Source organism: Methylobacillus arboreus (genome assembly GCF_020532725.1).
GTDB classification, from domain to species: Bacteria; Pseudomonadota; Gammaproteobacteria; order Burkholderiales; family Methylophilaceae; genus Methylobacillus; species Methylobacillus arboreus.
In genome coordinates, this window is sequence record NZ_JAJAVC010000011.1 from 428,190 (window position 1) to 445,405 (window position 17,216).

Annotated in this window: 19 protein-coding genes; 13 read left to right on the forward strand and 6 right to left on the reverse strand. The window is 53.4% G+C overall.

Annotated elements, in window-relative coordinates; translation table 11 throughout:
- Positions 1 to 3 precede the first annotated feature (3 nt).
- The gene (dapA, locus tag LG198_RS13010; RefSeq protein ID WP_230343611.1) at positions 4 to 876 is read right to left on the reverse strand and encodes a 4-hydroxy-tetrahydrodipicolinate synthase; all 873 of its coding nucleotides are present in this window, start codon (positions 874 to 876) and stop codon (positions 4 to 6) included.
- A 225-nt stretch (positions 877 to 1,101) separates the two neighbouring features.
- Between dapA and LG198_RS13015 the strand changes: the two genes are divergently transcribed.
- Positions 1,102 to 1,803: a hypothetical protein gene (locus LG198_RS13015; protein WP_230343818.1), complete on the forward strand. Its 702-nt coding sequence runs from the start codon at positions 1,102 to 1,104 to the stop codon at positions 1,801 to 1,803.
- Positions 1,804 to 1,817: 14 nt separating this feature from the next.
- On the opposite strand, the gene LG198_RS13020 is transcribed toward LG198_RS13015, so the two are convergent.
- From LG198_RS13020 to LG198_RS13035, 4 genes are all read right to left on the reverse strand, one after another.
- Positions 1,818 to 2,363 (reverse strand): YqiA/YcfP family alpha/beta fold hydrolase, encoded by a 546-nt coding sequence (locus LG198_RS13020; protein WP_230343612.1) that lies wholly within the window; start codon positions 2,361 to 2,363, stop codon positions 1,818 to 1,820.
- 19 nt (positions 2,364 to 2,382) lie between these two features.
- Positions 2,383 to 3,165 (reverse strand): TIGR01458 family HAD-type hydrolase, encoded by a 783-nt coding sequence (locus tag LG198_RS13025; RefSeq protein WP_230343613.1) that lies wholly within the window; start codon positions 3,163 to 3,165, stop codon positions 2,383 to 2,385.
- A gap of 108 nt (positions 3,166 to 3,273) precedes the next feature.
- Positions 3,274 to 4,050 carry an elongation factor-1 alpha gene (locus tag LG198_RS13030; RefSeq protein ID WP_230343614.1) on the reverse strand — a complete coding sequence of 259 codons (777 nt, stop codon included), beginning with the start codon at positions 4,048 to 4,050 and terminating at the stop codon, positions 3,274 to 3,276.
- A 137-nt stretch (positions 4,051 to 4,187) separates the two neighbouring features.
- Positions 4,188 to 4,331: a DUF3149 domain-containing protein gene (locus tag LG198_RS13035; RefSeq protein ID WP_230343615.1), complete on the reverse strand. Its 144-nt coding sequence runs from the start codon at positions 4,329 to 4,331 to the stop codon at positions 4,188 to 4,190.
- Positions 4,332 to 4,567: 236 nt separating this feature from the next.
- Between LG198_RS13035 and LG198_RS13040 the strand changes: the two genes are divergently transcribed.
- The 6 genes from LG198_RS13040 (at position 4,568) to LG198_RS13065 (ending at position 9,074) form a co-directional block, all read left to right on the forward strand.
- Entirely contained in the window at positions 4,568 to 5,263 is a 696-nt protein-coding gene (locus tag LG198_RS13040; protein WP_230343616.1) for a flagellar brake protein, read from the forward strand.
- Between the two features lie 108 nt (positions 5,264 to 5,371).
- Positions 5,372 to 6,031 (forward strand): electron transport complex subunit RsxB, encoded by a 660-nt coding sequence (rsxB, locus tag LG198_RS13045; protein WP_230343617.1) that lies wholly within the window; start codon positions 5,372 to 5,374, stop codon positions 6,029 to 6,031.
- Entirely contained in the window at positions 6,028 to 6,687 is a 660-nt protein-coding gene (gene nth, locus LG198_RS13050) for an endonuclease III (protein ID WP_230343618.1), read from the forward strand. The genes rsxB and nth overlap by 4 nt, the downstream gene beginning before the upstream one ends.
- Positions 6,684 to 7,766 (forward strand): FIST C-terminal domain-containing protein, encoded by a 1,083-nt coding sequence (locus LG198_RS13055; protein WP_230343619.1) that lies wholly within the window; start codon positions 6,684 to 6,686, stop codon positions 7,764 to 7,766. Before nth ends, LG198_RS13055 begins: the two co-directional genes overlap by 4 nt.
- Positions 7,767 to 7,770: 4 nt before the next feature.
- A complete protein-coding gene (gene thiD, locus LG198_RS13060; protein ID WP_230343620.1) occupies positions 7,771 to 8,637 on the forward strand; it encodes a bifunctional hydroxymethylpyrimidine kinase/phosphomethylpyrimidine kinase in 867 nt (288 codons plus the stop codon).
- Positions 8,637 to 9,074 (forward strand): DUF1841 family protein, encoded by a 438-nt coding sequence (locus LG198_RS13065; protein WP_230343621.1) that lies wholly within the window; start codon positions 8,637 to 8,639, stop codon positions 9,072 to 9,074. The genes thiD and LG198_RS13065 overlap by 1 nt, the downstream gene beginning before the upstream one ends.
- A 37-nt stretch (positions 9,075 to 9,111) precedes the next feature.
- Here LG198_RS13065 and nadB read toward each other — a convergent pair whose 3' ends face one another.
- Positions 9,112 to 10,770, reverse strand: a complete 1,659-nt coding sequence (nadB, locus tag LG198_RS13070; RefSeq protein ID WP_230343622.1) for an L-aspartate oxidase — start codon at positions 10,768 to 10,770, stop codon at positions 9,112 to 9,114.
- Positions 10,771 to 10,963: 193 nt separating this feature from the next.
- Between nadB and rpoE the strand changes: the two genes are divergently transcribed.
- The 6 genes from rpoE (at position 10,964) to lepB (ending at position 17,209) form a co-directional block, all read left to right on the forward strand.
- Positions 10,964 to 11,581: an RNA polymerase sigma factor RpoE gene (rpoE, locus tag LG198_RS13075; RefSeq protein ID WP_230343819.1), complete on the forward strand. Its 618-nt coding sequence runs from the start codon at positions 10,964 to 10,966 to the stop codon at positions 11,579 to 11,581.
- Complete coding sequence (locus LG198_RS13080) at positions 11,581 to 12,039, forward strand: sigma-E factor negative regulatory protein (protein ID WP_230343623.1); 459 nt, start codon at positions 11,581 to 11,583, stop codon at positions 12,037 to 12,039. Before rpoE ends, LG198_RS13080 begins: the two co-directional genes overlap by 1 nt.
- A 7-nt stretch (positions 12,040 to 12,046) precedes the next feature.
- On the forward strand, positions 12,047 to 13,003 hold the full coding sequence (locus tag LG198_RS13085; RefSeq protein WP_230343624.1) for a MucB/RseB C-terminal domain-containing protein: 957 nt from the start codon (positions 12,047 to 12,049) through the stop codon (positions 13,001 to 13,003).
- 130 nt (positions 13,004 to 13,133) lie between these two features.
- The gene (locus LG198_RS13090) at positions 13,134 to 14,567 is read left to right on the forward strand and encodes a DegQ family serine endoprotease (RefSeq protein WP_230343625.1); all 1,434 of its coding nucleotides are present in this window, start codon (positions 13,134 to 13,136) and stop codon (positions 14,565 to 14,567) included.
- Between the two features lie 105 nt (positions 14,568 to 14,672).
- Positions 14,673 to 16,466, forward strand: a complete 1,794-nt coding sequence (gene lepA, locus LG198_RS13095; RefSeq protein ID WP_230343626.1) for a translation elongation factor 4 — start codon at positions 14,673 to 14,675, stop codon at positions 16,464 to 16,466.
- Entirely contained in the window at positions 16,463 to 17,209 is a 747-nt protein-coding gene (gene lepB / locus LG198_RS13100; protein WP_230343627.1) for a signal peptidase I, read from the forward strand. The genes lepA and lepB overlap by 4 nt, the downstream gene beginning before the upstream one ends.
- Positions 17,210 to 17,216 lie beyond the last annotated feature (7 nt).

Here is a 17,216-nt window from a genome sequence, read left to right on the forward strand (position 1 = left end):
GCATCAAATGGCAGCTTGCTTCATGGCGCTGCGTAGTGTGTCGTGATATTGCGATGATAGTGGCACTAGTGGCAAGCGGATGCCACTCTTGATTAACCCCATCTGTTGCAATACCCATTTCACTGGGATTGGGTTGGCCTCGACAAATAGCTTCTGGTGCAAGGCAAACAGCTTGGCATTGATGTCGCGGGCGGCCTTGATGTTACCTTCCAAGGCCGCGGCACACATCTCGTGCATGAGTTTTGGCGCGGCATTTGCTGTTACCGATATGACCCCGTGTCCTCCCAGCAATAATAGTGCCAGGCTGCTGGCGTCATCACCGCTGTAGATGGCAAAATCTTCTGGCGCACGCAGGATCAGGTCGGTGCAGCGTTCGATATTTCCGGTAGCGTCCTTGATGCCCACGATATTCTTGATTGCAGCGAGGCGCAGCACAGTATCATTCTGGAGATCGCAGCTGGTCCGGCCAGGGACATTGTATAGAATCTGCGGGATATCAACTGCTTCGGCAATAGCGCGGAAATGCTGGAACAGCCCTTCTTGCGTGGGCTTGTTGTAATAAGGTGCAACCAGCAGGGAGGCATTAGCCCCCAGTTCCTTGGCTTTACGGGTAAGTGCGATGGCTTCGCTGGTGGAGTTGGCGCCTGTGCCTGCAATCACCGGGATACGCCCGGCACTATGCTCAACGGTAGTTTTGATCAGCAGGGCGTGCTCATCAAAGTCGACAGTGGGGGATTCGCCCGTAGTGCCGACGACCACAATGCCGTCCGAGTTTTGTGCGACATGGAAATCGATAAGTGAGCGTAACGCCTGGATATCCAGGCTGCCATCGTCGTGCATGGGGGTGGCGATGGCAACGAGACTGCCTTGCAGCATGGTTATACGACCTGATAATGATTAAACCTGATCATTTTAACTGAAACTGGCATGATAATAATACGATTTTTGCCGTTTCACGGCGGTAAATCATTGTGAGTATCAGCGGTTTCTGGCAAATGGTGCAGGGTTTTGTGAAGGTGCCGCATTTCTTATAATGGCGGCTCGGTTTTAGGAAGTGATGGGCTAATGAAGTGTGATGTATGTGTTAAATCCGTGATCGCTATGATCACGGGGCTATTGCCATTGCTTTGTCAGGCCAATGATGCGGCCCTGAGTAGTGAGCAACCTGCGATTCCCGAGCCCATGTTGTTTGATTTGGTGCGGCCCCTCGCTTCTCCTAAAGGGGAGTTGGAGGTGAACAACCTAGCTGAGCATTCCTTGCGCAACGGGGATATCAACTGGGCGCCAGAACTGGAATATGCCTTTGCCGATGGTTATGCGGTAGAGATCGAGCTGCCGTTCGAGAATTCGTCGTTATCTACCTACAAACTAGCTTTGCAAGGCACGTTGGACTCCCCTGCCAGTGACCGGATGATTCATGGTTGGCAGGTGATTACAAAGCGCAAGGCGCATGAAAATGTGTACTCGGCTGATGCGTTGTATCTGCATGGTTACCGGATGGCGCCCAGATGGAGCACATTCAATATGCTGGGCATACGCCGCACAGAGTTTGGTGGCGATGGCAGAAATGTCATTCTTTCCAATAACAGCCTGTTCTATAACTATTCGAGCCAGCTCGTGCTAGGTGTCGAGGTGAACAATGAGCTGGATCACCATATGAAGTGGAGATACCGGGTGATGCCGCAATTCCATTACAACTTTGATAAAAACCGCACCTTGCAGTTCGGCGTTGGCCCTTCACGGCTCAGTGATGAGATGAGAACCGAATGGATTGCTTCATGGCGGCTGATTTATGCGTTTTGATAGGATTTCCAGCGTTATAGCATCTGCTTGATACTCTCCACGATAAGGTTGGTACGGGCAAAACGGTGGTTGCCGCCGCCTGGCAGGATGAGCCTGGCCTTGCCGGAGAAATTCTGCACGCTTTCCTGGTAAGGAATCAGTTCATCGCCTTGTTCGTGCAGTACGGTGACGCGGCTGGGCTTGCCCGCAAAGCGGTATTTGCGATATTGCGCCAGGTGCGTTTCAGTCAGTATGCCGCGTTCGTGCGTATAGAAATTCTCCACTTCACCAAGATAGCGCTGCAGGCTTTGTTCAGGATGCATGCAGGGGTTGATCAGCAGGCAGGGCTGGCGATAGCGGCTGGCAAACTGGTAGGCCCAGAAGCCGCCTAGGGAGGAACCTGCCAACAGTACGCCTGCCCTTGCCAATGGCTGGATGACCTCGCCCAGTTGTGCGTGCGAGATGTCTGGATCCCAGGTGTTGTATTCTGGGATGGCCACCAGGGGGAAATGCTCTCGCAACAGGCGTGATTTCTCGCTTGCCGGACTGGAGTTGAAGCCCGGCATATAGACGATATTCAAATGCTGATCCTCTTTAATCTCAGATCTGCAGCCCTAGTAAATCCGGCAGGTCGGCGACAGAGTCCAGCACCACATCCGGCTTGACGGAGGATGCGTCGAAATACTCCTGGCGGAATTTGCCAGTGCGTACCAATACGCCACGAATGCCCGATTTTTGTGCGCCGCCAATGTCCGAGTCTATATCATCACCAACTACCAATACTTCGGAAGGAGGCAGTTTGAGGTCGGCAAGCGCGATCTGGAAAAATTCGGCGGCAGGCTTGCCTATGATCATGGCTTCTGCTCCCGATGCATATTCAAGCCCGGTGATAAAGCCACCAATGTCCATTTGCAGGCCATGCTCGGTTTGCCAGAAGCGATTTTTGTGAATGGCGATCAGTTTTGCGCCGTTTTTGAGGCAATTGAATACTTCATTCATGATGTCGTAGGTCCAGGCGCTACCTATGTCGCCCACCACGATGTATTCCGCTTCGGTATTGGATTGGCGAAAGTGCGAGAAATCCTTTTTGACATCGTCGGCAAGCAGGAAGCGGCATACCGGGTTGCTGAGCTGTTCCAGGTATTTCAGCGCCGCTTCGGGCGCACTGATGATTTCTTCTTGCGCTACATAAAATCCCATGCCCAGAATTTTCTGGTGCAATGAATAGCGTGAGAGGGTGCTGGTGTTTGTGACAAAGCGGCAACTAATGCCGCGTATGCGCAGCAGATCCACGGTTTCTATTGCACCTGGAATCGGGCTGTTACCTATATGCAAGACACCATCCAGGTCGAAGAGGACGGCGTTGACTGATGAAGTGTCCATGCTTTTACCTCCTGAGATGTTGACTACTATTAAGCAAGGCTTGTGCCGCCGTGCAAAAAAGAACGGAGGCTCGAGCCTCCGTTATTGCAGGATGATCGAGTTGACCGTTTAACGCTTCAAATCTGCTTCCCAGGCATTGCCATAAATCTTGCCGTTGCGGGACAGGATCAGCATCTGGTACATGCTGGTGAACCACATGAAGGTGGAAGCAATGCTGTAGCCAATACCGCCGATGATGGTGAGCCAGGCGAAGCCAGGGTTCCACTTGGTGAGCCACCAGGACAGCACATCCAGGATCAGGAAGGCGAACGGGAACGCAATCGCCAGGATTTTCAGGATGCGTGGCACATTGACGGCAAAACTGAAAACGAATGCCATGAGGAAGAAAATAAAGCAGATGCCGAACAAGTGGATGTGTGAAACCCGCGTCAGGCTCTGAATACTGGCGCCTTCATTCACGGCAGATACTTGTTTCACGCCCTCATAGGTCCTGTAGTCCGGAATACCTGGAATAACGCTGTGGCACATGACACACCGTTCGGCAAAGACACCTTTGAAATGGTTTTCCCATTGGTCTTCCGGTGCGCCGTCACGCACCCACTTGATGATATCAAGGCGCACTTCAGGCGGTGCATGCGGCTTCATCGAGCCATTGAGCTTGCTTTCCAGTTTACTGCCGCTACGATCGCCATAATAGCTATAGACAATGTCGTCCTTGGATAAACCCAACTTCCCATCGGCCATGCCATGCGTCAGCATGATTTGCAGGCCGGCCATGCATAAGCCGACGCCAATGACCAGAAGATAACCAACAAACAAGGCTTTGATTGAAGTGGGTAAATTGGGGAGGTTGAGCCAAGGCAGGCTGGAGGGTGTTTCTTTCATGGCAGTCTCGTCTAGCGTTAAAAATACAAGCAACGCAAGCATACCTCAAATTGAGATATAGCACCTAGTATTAGTAGGGTTATTGCAAATGAAAAGCCTTACTTGTGAGGTAAGGCTTACGTTTCAAGACAGTGGAATTATGAGTGCGATGTGGCGTTTTCTCGTTCTTTGCGCGCGTTAATGATGCAGAATCCAACCCAATAGCTGATGACTGCAATTGTCAGAATAATGGTGCTGATGGATGCAATGCCCACCCATGAACCAAACAGTACTCTAAGCATGGTTGTCTCCTCTTTAAAGTAAAGTAATTAGCATTAACCATATTTATTATGTGGTTATCCTACGCTTTTGCGATAAAGAGTAAAGACCTTTTTTTAAAAAAGGTTATGGTTGGTTTTGAAGATTTATCCTACACAGATTGATTTATTGGTAAGATTCCTTACTAAACTGCTGCGATCGGCAAGTGAAGCCTTGTCGTGCCAGGGTTTCTGGACTTAACAACAATCAAGAGTCGTGTATGGAAGAACAAGGTATTCCTGAAGTATCCCGGATTGATTTTGATTCCATGAATATGCCGGTTGGCGCAAAGTTGCAGGTGCTCACGCATCGCGGCCGCACTCCAACTCAGCATATTTCCACTTTCATCGGCATGGAAAATAATGAATATCTTTTGTTGCGGCTGCCGCGTGTACAAGGCAATGCCATGACATTCTATGATGGGGAGAAAATCACGGTCAGGGTGTTTTCCGGCACCATGATTTGTAGCTTTGACAGCAGCGTTATCCAGACTTTTTATCACCCGCTGAATTGCCTGTGCATCAGTTACCCTGAAAATATCCGGGTGAATAAGATCAGGCGTGAAATGCGGGTGAAGGTGGATATTGACGCCAAGGTCAACCTGCCTGATCAATCGGTTGTTGAAACCAGGTTAGTGAACTTGAGTGCGACAGGTTGCCAAATCAGGGTAGGTCGAGAGATCGGGCATGTGGACGACCAGCTATTGCTGAATTTCAATATTCCCCTGTTTGGGGAGGAGCATGGCTCTGACATTAGCCTTAATGCCAAAATCCGCAATATTCTTGATGATTCCGATCCCAATGGTCAGCGATTGCTGATCGGGGTGGAGTTTGTCAGCGTCGACCCTACGACACAATTAATCGTACGTCATTATGTCTATGAGGGCTTGGTGGACCGGCGGCAGAGCCTGGCCTGATGCCATATCAGCGCCATGGTTGACTAACTTGCAGTAGTAAGGGTGCAGTTAACACTGATTTAGACTGAGTGCCGGGTATAATTCACAGCTTGGAACTAAAATGGCGCCATGATGGATTTCTCTGCACTTGCTGACCGTATTGATGCTGTCTTGCCACAGACGCAATGCACGCAGTGCGGCTATGCCGGTTGCCGCCCTTATGCAGATGCACTGGCGAGGGGAGAGGCCGCTATCAATCAGTGCCCGCCCGGCGGTGAGTCCGGGATTCATGCGCTGGCGCGTATTCTCCACCAACCTTATCTGCCGCTGAATCCCACGCATGGCGTGACTGGCCCCAAAATGCTGGCGGTCATTGATGAGTCCAGCTGTATAGGCTGCACGCTGTGCATCAAGGCTTGTCCCGTGGATGCGATTCTCGGGGCGCACAAGCAAATGCATACCGTGATTACCGATGAGTGTACGGGGTGTGAGCTTTGCGTGGCACCTTGCCCGGTGGATTGCATCAGTATGCAAGCATTGCCAGATGGGGAGTGGGATTACACCGTGCCGGCAAGTCATGCGCGCCAGGTGGCGGATGCAGCGCGCGAGCGCTATCAATCCCGCTTGCATCGCCTCGGGCGCATCCCGGCCAAGCGCATGGTAGACCCCAGAACTGCACAGGCTGATGAGCATACATCCAATACCGTGCAGGCTAAAAAGGCAGCGATTGCCGCTGCCATGGCGCGTGTTCAGCGGCAGGTCAAAATAGATACATCCCAAAAAACATGAACGCAGAAAAACGTCAGGAAATATTCCGCAGGCTTAGCATTGCCATTCCCGAACCTACCACCGAACTTGTGCATCACAGCACGTTTGAACTGCTTGTTGCGGTCATTCTTTCCGCCCAGGCGACTGACAAGGGCGTGAATATCGCTACCGCCAAATTGTTCCCCGTGGCGAATACGCCGCAGGCGATACTTGATCTGGGGCTGGAACGACTGGAAAGCTATATCAAGACGATAGGGCTTTATCGCGGCAAGGCAAAGAATGTGATGGCAACCTGCCGCATGCTAGTTGAACAATACAATGGTGAGGTGCCTGATACGCGTGAAGCGTTGGAAAGCCTGCCAGGGGTGGGGCGCAAAACAGCGAATGTCATTTTGAATACGGCCTTCGGTCAACCCACGATTGCGGTAGATACGCATATTTTCCGCCTGGGTAATCGTATCGGTATTGCACCGGGCAAGACCCCGCTCGAGGTGGAAAACAAACTCATGAAGGCAGTGCCCAAGGAGTATCTGCATGATGCGCACCATCTGCTGATCCTGCATGGGCGTTATGTTTGCGTGGCACGCAAACCTAAGTGCGGTGAGTGCGTGATTTATGATCTCTGCGAATATAAGACCAAATCAACGCCAGCTCCTGCCGTTGCGGGTGCGCTTTGAAGGTTGGCACAGGGCTGGCCCGGGGTCATCAGGCCACGCCGGAACTTGCGGCAGAAGCAGTCAGGCAGGCCCTGGATCACGCCGAACTTGAAATTGCCAATAGCGTATTGTTGTTCCTTAGTCGGGATTTTGCGGGCAATCCACAGCCAGCTTTACAGGCTGCTGCAAAAGAGGCCAGTACTATCCAGGTCAGCGGTTGTTCTTCCCATGGGATTTTCACGGAAGAGGAGTGGGTGCTGGATGTGCCTGCCGCAGCGGCCATGGTGTTGGGTGACGGCGTGGCGTTGAGTGGTGCAAGACAAGCAGGCGACCTGCTGCTTACCTTGACCGCACCGAATGCCTTGAATGCTACCTGGATGCACTTGTCCGGCGCACGTTTTGGCGGAGTGGCTGGCGATGCGACCGGCCGAGGACAATTCTCCGTCTGGGAAAACGGCAAGGGTGCATCGCGTGGTTATTGTGAGTTGGGCTTGCATGGCGCGGTCGGTGAGGTAGTTGCCGCACATAGCGTGAAACGGATTGGTGCGCCGCAACGGATTGAAAAAGTGAATGGTCATGATGTGATGCTGCTTTCCAGCCAAACGGCATGGGCAAGTCTCAACAATACTCTTGATATCCATGGAGTAGATGTCGCTGCCGGCGCGCCTTATCACCGTTTAATGGTCATGCTCGCAGAGGATGAGCCTGCGCTGCTACGAGGGGATTACCAACTGGCATCCATCATTGGCGCTGATGCAGCATCACAGTCCGTGACACTGGCAAAGGAGATAGCCACTGGCAGCTGGCTGGCCTGGGGTATCCTGGATGCTGAAGCGGCGCAGCAAAACCTGCTCACCCAGATCGAGTCTGCCAGTGGCAGGCTACCGGGCCATCCGGCATTCGGCCTGATGTTTTCCTGCCTGGCGCGGGGGCCGCATTTATACGACGGTATTGACCGTGATATCGCGTTATTGAAACATTGTTACCCTGGCATGCCGGTGATCGGGTTTTATGGCAATGGCGAGATTGCCCCGGTCCATGGCCGCAATGAATTACTTCAGCACTCCGTCGTGCTGGCCTTGTTTGCTGCTGAAAGCTGAAATTATGAATACACCAACATTATTGAACCCAGGCAATCGCTACCCGCGCGTGCTCTCCATTGCTGGCTCCGACAGCAGTGGCGGGGCCGGTATCCAGGCCGACCTCAAGACTTTTTCTGCGCTTGGCTGTTATGGCATGACGGCAATCACGGCCTTGACAGCGCAAAACACGCAGGGTGTGCGTGCTATCCATAATGTGCCTGCACAAATGCTGCGCGACCAGATTGATGCCGTAGTCGAGGATATCGGTGTGGACGCGGTCAAGATCGGCATGCTGCATTCGCCGGAGATTGTGATGACCGTCGCCGCGGCACTGGATGCGCATGGCCTTAAACAAGTGGTACTCGATCCCGTCATGGTATCAGCCAATGGCGCCAAGCTGATTTCGGATGAAGCGGTTGCGGTATTGGTGCGCGAGCTGTTTCCCCGTGCGCTGGTCGTCACGCCTAACCTGGATGAGGCGATATTGCTGCTTGGACGAAAGCTGACTGCCACGGATGAACTGGAGCAGGCTGCAGAAGAATTACTCAAGCAGGGGGCGCATGCTGTATTGCTCAAGGGCGGCCATCTGCCTGGTCATGATGTCGTTGATATCCTGGTGCGAGCGAATGCCGACGGCCAGATTGCTGAAGTGCACAAACTGCATTCCCTGCGGATTTCCACCCATAACCTGCATGGCACGGGCTGCACGTTGTCATCTGCGCTGGCTGCCTACCTGGCGCTTGGGTTCAACCTGCCCGATGCCGTGCAGGCCGCCAGAATTTATGTGCGTTCCGCCCTCTATGCCGGCTCCCATGTGCGCACGGGCGCAGGCGTCGGCCCGCTTAATCATGGCTTCGCCCCGCAAGCCATGAAGGTGTGGGAGAGCTGATGGCCTTGTTCAACCCCAGCCGCGATCAGGTACGCCTGTTCTTTTTTGACAGCTGGGCCAAGTTTAATGCCCAACAACCGTTGACTGACCTGGAGAAACTGGCGGTAGAGGTGATGCAGATGCACCCGGAATATCACCATGTGCTGAATGCGCCTGAAACTTACCTTGACCAGTCATATTTTCCGGAAATGGGGGAAACAAATCCTTTCCTGCATATGAGCCTGCATCTTTCCGTCCTGGAGCAGGTGGCGATAGACCAGCCACCGGGGATCAATGCGGCTTATCACAGTTTGTGGCGCAAATATGATGATGCATATACAGCACAACATGATTTGATGGAATGCCTGGCTGAGACAATATGGCAGGCACAGCGTCAAGGCCAGCCTTTGGACGTGCAGGCCTATATCGATAGCATTGAAGCCAAAGTCAGGGCTTAGCTTCTTTTAAGACTGGCTTGCGCGCAAGGGAAAGATTCTAGCTTAGCTGTTGGTGGGTATGCTCAGTCTCAGGCGTGAGGTGTGCACTATGCTGCCCATGGTGACTGTCGAGCAGGCTGTAATAATTGGAAGGCTCCAATACCGTGGGTAAAGCTTCTTCTGCAAGCAATGGGTAATCCTTGCTGTAATGCAGCCCTCGGCTTTCCTTGCGATCCATAGCGCTTTTTACGATTAACTCAGCTACCTGTAGCAAATTGCGCAATTCAATGAGATTGTTGCTGATGCGGAAATTGCTGTAGAACTCGTGTACTTCATCGCGCAGCAAATGGATACGGTGAAGGGCGCGCGTCAGGCGCTTGTTGGTACGGACGATACCGACGTAGTTCCACATGGTCCGCCGCAACTCGCTCCAGTTGTGGGTGATGATCACTTCTTCGTCTGCGTCGGTGACGCGGCTTTCGTCCCAATAAGGCAATTTGACCACTGGTATAGGCGGCTGGGCCAGGATGTCATGGGCAACCGCCTGGCCGAATACCAGGCATTCCAGCAGCGAGTTGCTGGCAAGGCGGTTGGCACCATGCAGGCCGGTACAGGCGGTTTCGCCGATGGCATAAAGCCGTGGAATGTCCGTGCGGCCGATATGGTCAGTCATGATGCCACCGCAGCTATAGTGGGCAGCGGGAACAACCGGGATCGGTTCGCGTGTGATGTCTATTCCCAGTTCGAAACAACGGCGGTAAATCGTAGGGAAGTGAGACAGGATGAAGTCCGCAGGCTTGTGCGAGATGTCGAGGTATACACAGTCCAGGCCGCGCTTTTTCATCTCGAAATCAATCGCGCGGGCGACGATATCGCGCGGCGCCAGTTCTGCACGTTCATCGTGCCAGGTCATGAAGCGCGAGCCGTCAGGCAGCTTGAGCAAACCTCCTTCGCCACGTACTGCTTCTGTAATGAGGAAGGATTTGGCTTCGGGGTGATAGAGGCAAGTGGGGTGGAACTGGATGAATTCCATATTGGCGATACGACATCCGGCACGCCAGGCCATGGCAACGCCGTCCCCAGAGGAAACATCCGGGTTGGTGGTATAGAGATAGACTTTGCCTGCGCCGCCTGTGGCGAGCACGGTATGTTGTGATGCAATGGTGGAAACCTTGCCGCTGGTGTTGTCGAGCACATAAGCACCCAGGCAGGCGCTGCCTTCCATGTTGACTTTGCCTGCGGTGATCAGGTCGACGGCAATGTGATCTTCCAGGACGGTAATATTGGGATGCTGGCGCACCTTCTCGGCCAGGGTTTTTTGCACGGCGTGACCAGTGGCGTCAGCCGCATGAATAATGCGGCGATGGCTGTGACCGCCTTCGCGTGTCAGGTGGAAGCCACTGTCGTCGTCTTCGCGTGTGAACGGGACACCTTCTGTAATCAGCCATTCCACGGTTTCCCGCCCATGCTCGGCAACCAGCCGCGTTACCGCTGCATCGCACAGGCCTGCGCCTGCGGTCAGGGTATCTTGTATATGTGCTTCTATTGAATCATTATCTGTCAGTACTGCAGCAATACCGCCTTGGGCCCAGTTGCTGGCTCCATCATTGATGCCGCGCTTGCTGATCAGGCAGACTGTCTTGTCTGCGCCGACTTTGAGTGCCAGTGTGAGACCAGCCAAGCCGCTGCCGATGATAAGAACGTCGTATTGCTGCATAAGAACCCGAAATTGGATGAACTTTCGCGAGTGTAGCGCTGTCTCTCCTACTAAGCTAGTCATGAAAAGCAAAGGGAAGGTCATGATAAAGACAAATAATTTCGAGGAATTTTCGCGCCTGGGGTTCGTTGACACCGGTGTGCGCGGGTATACTCCGTCTGTCAAGAAAACACAGACAGGGAGCATGGCCGCGATGGCAGTAACCCCGCCGGCGGGCAATCGGGAAATAGACCAGCAGTTGGTTGAACGTGCGCAAAGTGGTGACAAGCGTGCTTTTGGCTTGCTGGTAGACAAGTACCAGCGCAAGCTGGGACGCCTGCTCTCGCGTTTGATCAGGGATCCGGCAGAAGTCGAGGATGTGGTGCAGGAGTCTTTTATCAAGGCTTACCGCGCCCTGCCCAGCTTCCGTGGCGACAGTGCGTTTTACACCTGGCTATACCGGATTGGCATCAACACTGCCAAGAATTATCTGGTAGCGATGGGGCGCAGGCCCCAGGCGACAGGCGATATTGAAATCGAGGATGCTGAAAACTTTGAAGATGGTGACGAGTTACGCACCATGGATACGCCTGAGACAGAGTTGATGGGCAAGGAAATTGCCCAAACCGTGAACGATACGGTGGCGGCCTTGCCGGAAGAATTGCGCACAGCGATTACCCTGCGCGAGATAGAAGGCTTGAGCTATGAAGAAATTGCTACGATGATGGATTGCCCGATAGGGACCGTGCGCTCGCGTATTTTCCGCGCACGTGAAACGATTGCCCAAAAGTTGCGTCCTTTATTGGACACCCCCGAAAACAGGAGATGGTAATGAAAAGTCAAATTTCGGCGCTGATGGATGGAGATGTGGCGCTTGAGGATGCAGAGTACCTGTATACGACTTTGAAGTCTGGTGGCGAGACCACGCAGGCTTGGGCCGATTACCATCTGATTGGTGATGCCATGCGTGGCAATCCTGTTTTCAACCCCGATTTTACAGAGCGATTAATGGCCAGTCTGGATCAGGAGCCGATTCTGCTCGTGCCTGCCGTCAAACGTAAACAGGCGCTACTGAAGAACAGCAAGCTCTGGTCTGTGGCGGCTTCGGTTTCCGCGGTGGCATTTGTGGGCTGGGTGGTATTGCAGCAACAAGTGCAAAACGGCATCGATGATGATGCAACACCAATGGAAATTGCTCAAAGCTTGCCAGCCGACTACTGGTTGGCACACCAGTCTCAAGCTTCCAATAACTCTGCTTACTATATCCAGCCAGCCAACTATTCGGAGTAGCCGGTAGATGAAGCGTTTTCTGCTGGCTTTTCTGCTGGCAACTCCGATAGTAGTTGTGCATGCTGAATCTGAAGACCCATGGCTTGTGCTGAAAAAAGCGGCACAAGCCGCACATGACCTCAGTTATGCCGGAGTGTTCATTTATCAGTCGGGCGAAAACGTCAAGTCGGTCCAGATTACCCACACGAATTCCGGGCAGGGCGAATATGCGCGCGTGGTAGTGCTTGACGGCACACCGCGCGAAATGCTGAGCCAGGGCAGCGATGTTGTCATTTTTAGTCCCAAGAACGAAAAAGTCATCATGGAAAAACGGCGTGCGCACAATTTGTTCCCAGCTGTGCTGCCCGTTGATATTGAACATCTCAAAGCCAGTTACCAAGCTAGGATAGGCGGCACGGAGCGGGTCGCGGGCCGTGACGGACGTGTTGTTTTTCTTGATCCGCGCGATAGCCTGCGCTATGCCTATAAGTTCTGGGCGGATCGCGAATATGGATTGTTGCTCAAGTCATTGATGCTGAATGAGCAGAAACAAATGTTGGAAAAGATGGCTTTCAGCCAGGTGAATATGCTGGAAGACCAGGGCATGGACTGGTTCCATCCCAACGTCGATCATAGCAAGCATTACATCCTCGAAGAAGCCAATGCCCAACCCGCCCAGGAAAGTTCTGGCTGGACAGTGGGCGCCTTGCCCGCTGGTTACCGCAAGGTAGAACAGGTCACGCGCCTCGTGCCTGGCAAGACTGCGCCTGTGACCCAGGTAATTTTTACTGACGGCCTGGCTTCTGTGTCTCTCTTCATTGAACCTTTATCCAAAGGTATTCGTCCTAAGATCGGTCAGACCTCGAAAGGGGCAACCAATTTTTATGCCAATGTCAGCAAAGGGCATCAAATTCTGGTAGTCGGCGAGGTTCCTGCTGCGACTGTGGCGCAAATTGGCAGTGCGGTCAGTTTCAGTAGCAAGTAAGACTTCATGTGATTGGCTTCGGCCTGGCAGAGTGGTTGCTGCGTGGCGGAAGCATTGTGATAGATGGTGTGAGAGTGTGCTGCTGATTGCTTAGTAGCGTATGAGTGTGACGTGTTAACGAGGTGAATCAATGTTTAAGAGGCTAATTGCCGTTTCAGCAATTTGTTTATCTGTTGGGCTGTCTGCGGCAACACCGGCTTTGGCCAAGGAGCTGCCGGATTTTACGGAACTGGCTGAAAAGCAGGGCGCTGCGGTTGTGAATATCAGTGTGACGCAGGTGGTGCAGGCTGGCCCTGGAGGTTCTCCTTTTCAGGGTGGGCCTGACGATGAGGCGTTGAATGAGTTTTTCCGCCGCTTTGGCATTCCTGGATTCCCGGGAGTTCCTCGTGGCCAGGGTGAACCGCAACAGCCTGAGTTCAAGTCCCAGTCGCTGGGTTCGGGCTTCATCATCAGCAATGATGGTTATATCCTGACCAATGCCCATGTGGTACGTGAGGCAGATGAGGTGATTGTTAAACTCAACGACAAGCGCGAATTCAAGGCCAAGATTGTTGGTGCTGATCGGCGCACCGATGTGGCCTTGCTCAAGATTGATGCAACAGGTTTGCCTAAGGTCAACATCGGCAATCCTGAACAGCTCAAGGTAGGTGAGTGGGTGGTGGCGATCGGTTCGCCTTTCGGGCTGGAAAGTACCCTCACTGCCGGGGTGGTCAGCGCAAAGGGCCGCGCGTTGCCGCAAGAGAATTTTGTGCCATTTATCCAGACCGATGTGGCGATCAACCCAGGTAACTCGGGCGGGCCGCTGTTCAATCTCAAGGGCGAGGTTGTCGGCGTGAATTCCCAGATATACAGCCGTACCGGCGGTTACATGGGCCTTTCTTTCGCCATTCCTATCGATGTCGCCATTGACGTGTCCAACCAGCTCAAGGCTACCGGTCGCGTGGCGCGGGGCTGGCTCGGTATCGGTATCCAGGAAATCACCAAGGATCTGGCTGAGTCGTTCGGCATGAAGAATACCAGCGGTGCATTGGTGGCAGGGGTGGAAAAGGGCAGTCCTGCTGAAAAAGGCGGGCTGGAAGCGGGCGATGTCGTGGTCAAGTTCGACGGCAAGCCTGTAGTGACGTCCGCGGACCTGCCGCGGATTGTAGGCGCTACCAAGCCTGGCAAGCAGGTGCCTGTGGAAGTGTTGCGCAAAGGCGCAAGCAAAACACTGAACATTGCCCTGGGTGAAATGCCAGCTGACAAGGATGAAGTCGTGGCAACATCGCAGCCTAATGCCAAACCGGAAGCCAACCGGCTCGGGTTGACCTTGCGCGAATTGACACCGCAACAGCGCCGCAACCTGAATGGCCGCAATGCCTTGATCGTGGTGGATGCGCAAGGTGCGGCGGCACAGGCAGGTATCCGCCGTGGTGATTTGGTCCTGGCGTTGAATAATACCGAGGTGCAAAGCCTGGAGCAGTTTGCCAAGCAGGTGAATGCGGTGCCTGCTGGTAAAACAGTGGCGTTGCTGGTGCAGCGTGGCGATAACACCTTGTATGTGCCGGTCAAGATTGGTAAGTAAAACATGCTAATCGCGGGTATTTGCGGTAAAATCCGCTACTAACTAGTATGTTGTAAAAGGGCGCTTCGGCGCCCTTCTTTACTTGGCTTAATCCAGAATAACTACATGAAAAACATCCGCAATTTTTCTATCATCGCTCACATCGACCACGGCAAGTCCACACTTGCCGACCGCATCATCCAGTTGTGCGGCGGCCTGTCCGACCGTGAAATGGAAGCCCAGGTGCTGGATTCCATGGATATTGAACGTGAGCGCGGCATTACCATCAAGGCGCAGACCGCGGCGCTGCAATACAAGGCAGTCGATGGCCAGATTTACAGCCTCAACCTGATCGATACGCCGGGGCATGTGGACTTCTCCTACGAGGTCAGCCGTTCTCTCGCAGCCTGTGAAGGAGCGTTGCTGGTCGTGGACGCCTCGCAGGGGGTGGAGGCGCAAAGCGTGGCGAATTGCTATACCGCAATCGATCAAGGGGTTGAAGTAGTGCCAGTCCTAAACAAGATCGATCTTCCCTCTGCCGATCCCGAGCGCGTGATGCAGGAAATCGAGGATGTTATCGGTGTTGATGCTTCTGAGGCTGTGCGCTGTTCCGCCAAGACCGGTGTGGGCGTGCAGGACGTGCTGGAATCCATGATTGCCAAGATTCCGGCGCCCGTGGGCGATCCTGAAAAGCCGCTCAAGGCATTGATCATCGACTCCTGGTTCGACAACTATGTTGGCGTCATCATGCTGGTGCGCGTGGTGGATGGCGTGCTCAAGCCCAAGGACAAGATTCGCATGATGGCAACCAAGACTACCTACCTGTGCGAGCAGGTTGGGGTGTTCACGCCCAAGTCCCGTCCTCGTCCCTCGCTGTCTGCAGGCGAGGTGGGTTTCATCATCGCCGGCATCAAGGAACTGACCAGCGCCAAGGTGGGCGATACCATTACGCTTGCCGACAAGCCTGCGAGCGAGCCTTTGCCTGGCTTCAAGGAAGTCAAGCCGCAGGTGTTTGCCGGGTTGTACCCTGTTGAGTCCAACCAGTTCGAGGCATTGCGCGAGGCACTGGAAAAGCTGCGCCTCAACGATGCCTCCCTGCAATTCGAGCCGGAAAATTCCACTGCGCTCGGCTTTGGCTTCCGTTGCGGCTTTCTTGGCCTTTTGCACATGGAAATCGTGCAGGAGCGCCTGGAGCGCGAATATGACATGGACCTGATTACGACAGCGCCGACCGTGGTCTATGAGCTCTTGCTCAAGACCGGCGAAGTGGTGCAGATCGAGAATCCATCGCGCTTGCCGGAGCCTTCCCGTGTGGCGGAAATCCGCGAGCCCATGATCACCATCAACCTGCTGATGCCGCAGGACTATGTCGGCCCGGTCATGACCTTGTGCAACAACAAGCGCGGCGTGCAGCGCAATATGCAGTACATGGGCCGTCAGGTGATGCTGACCTATGAAATGCCTTTGAACGAGGTAGTGTTAGACTTCTTTGATCGTCTGAAATCAGTGTCGCGCGGCTATGCCTCCATGGATTATGAGTTTCTTGAGTTCCGTGCGGCAGACCTGGTCAAGCTGGACATCATGGTCAACGGTGAACGTGTCGATGCGTTGTCACTGATAGTGCATCGTGCAAACAGTATTTATCGCGGTCGTGAGCTGGTATCCAAGATGCGCGAGTTGATTCCGCGCCAGATGTTCGATATTGCCGTCCAGGCTTCGATAGGTGCCAATATTATTGCCCGCGAAACCGTGAAAGCCATGCGCAAGAACGTGCTGGCCAAGTGCTATGGCGGCGATATAACGCGTAAGAAGAAGCTGCTGGAAAAGCAGAAAGAAGGCAAGAAGCGCATGAAGCAGGTGGGTAACGTTGAAATTCCGCAGGAAGCATTCCTGGCCATTTTGAGGGTTGAAGACAAATGATGTTTGCATTGTTCATGCTGGCGGTGCTGGCAATTACGGGTTTGATCTGGCTGCTGGATAGCCTGTTCTGGCGCAAGAAGCGTGCTGCCGATGCTGCCGACCCAGTGCTGGTGGAGTATTCCAAGAGTTTCTTCCCTGTGATCCTGGCGGTGTTCCTGATCCGCTCGTTTATTGTCGAACCCTTCAAGATTCCCTCTGGCTCCATGATGCCGACTTTGCTTGCCGGTGACTTTATCCTGGTGAACAAGTTTACTTACGGCTTGCGTGTACCTATTCTTAACAAGACGTTCGTTGAAATCAATAAGCCAGAGCGTGGCGATGTATTTGTTTTCCATTACCCCCCTGATCCTTCCATCGATTACATCAAGCGCGTCATCGGTGTACCGGGCGACCGTATTGCCTACAGAAACAAGCGCCTTTATGTGAATGGCCAGGCAGTACAGACTGATTACGTCGATGATTACAAGTATGTGGGTTCCGGCCTCAACATGATTGTCACCAAGCGTTATCAGGAGCAGTTGGGCGAGACTAAGCACGATATCCTGATCGAGGAAAACGGCATGGCATTTGACGGCGAAGTGGAAGTGCCGGAGGGCCATTACTTTGCCATGGGCGACAATCGCGACAACAGTAAAGATAGCCGCGTTTGGGGCTTTGTTCCCGAAGATAACCTGGTGGGCAAGGCGTTTTTCATCTGGTGGAATTTCGATGACTTTGGCAGAATCGGCAACAAGATCAAGTAAGGAGCCA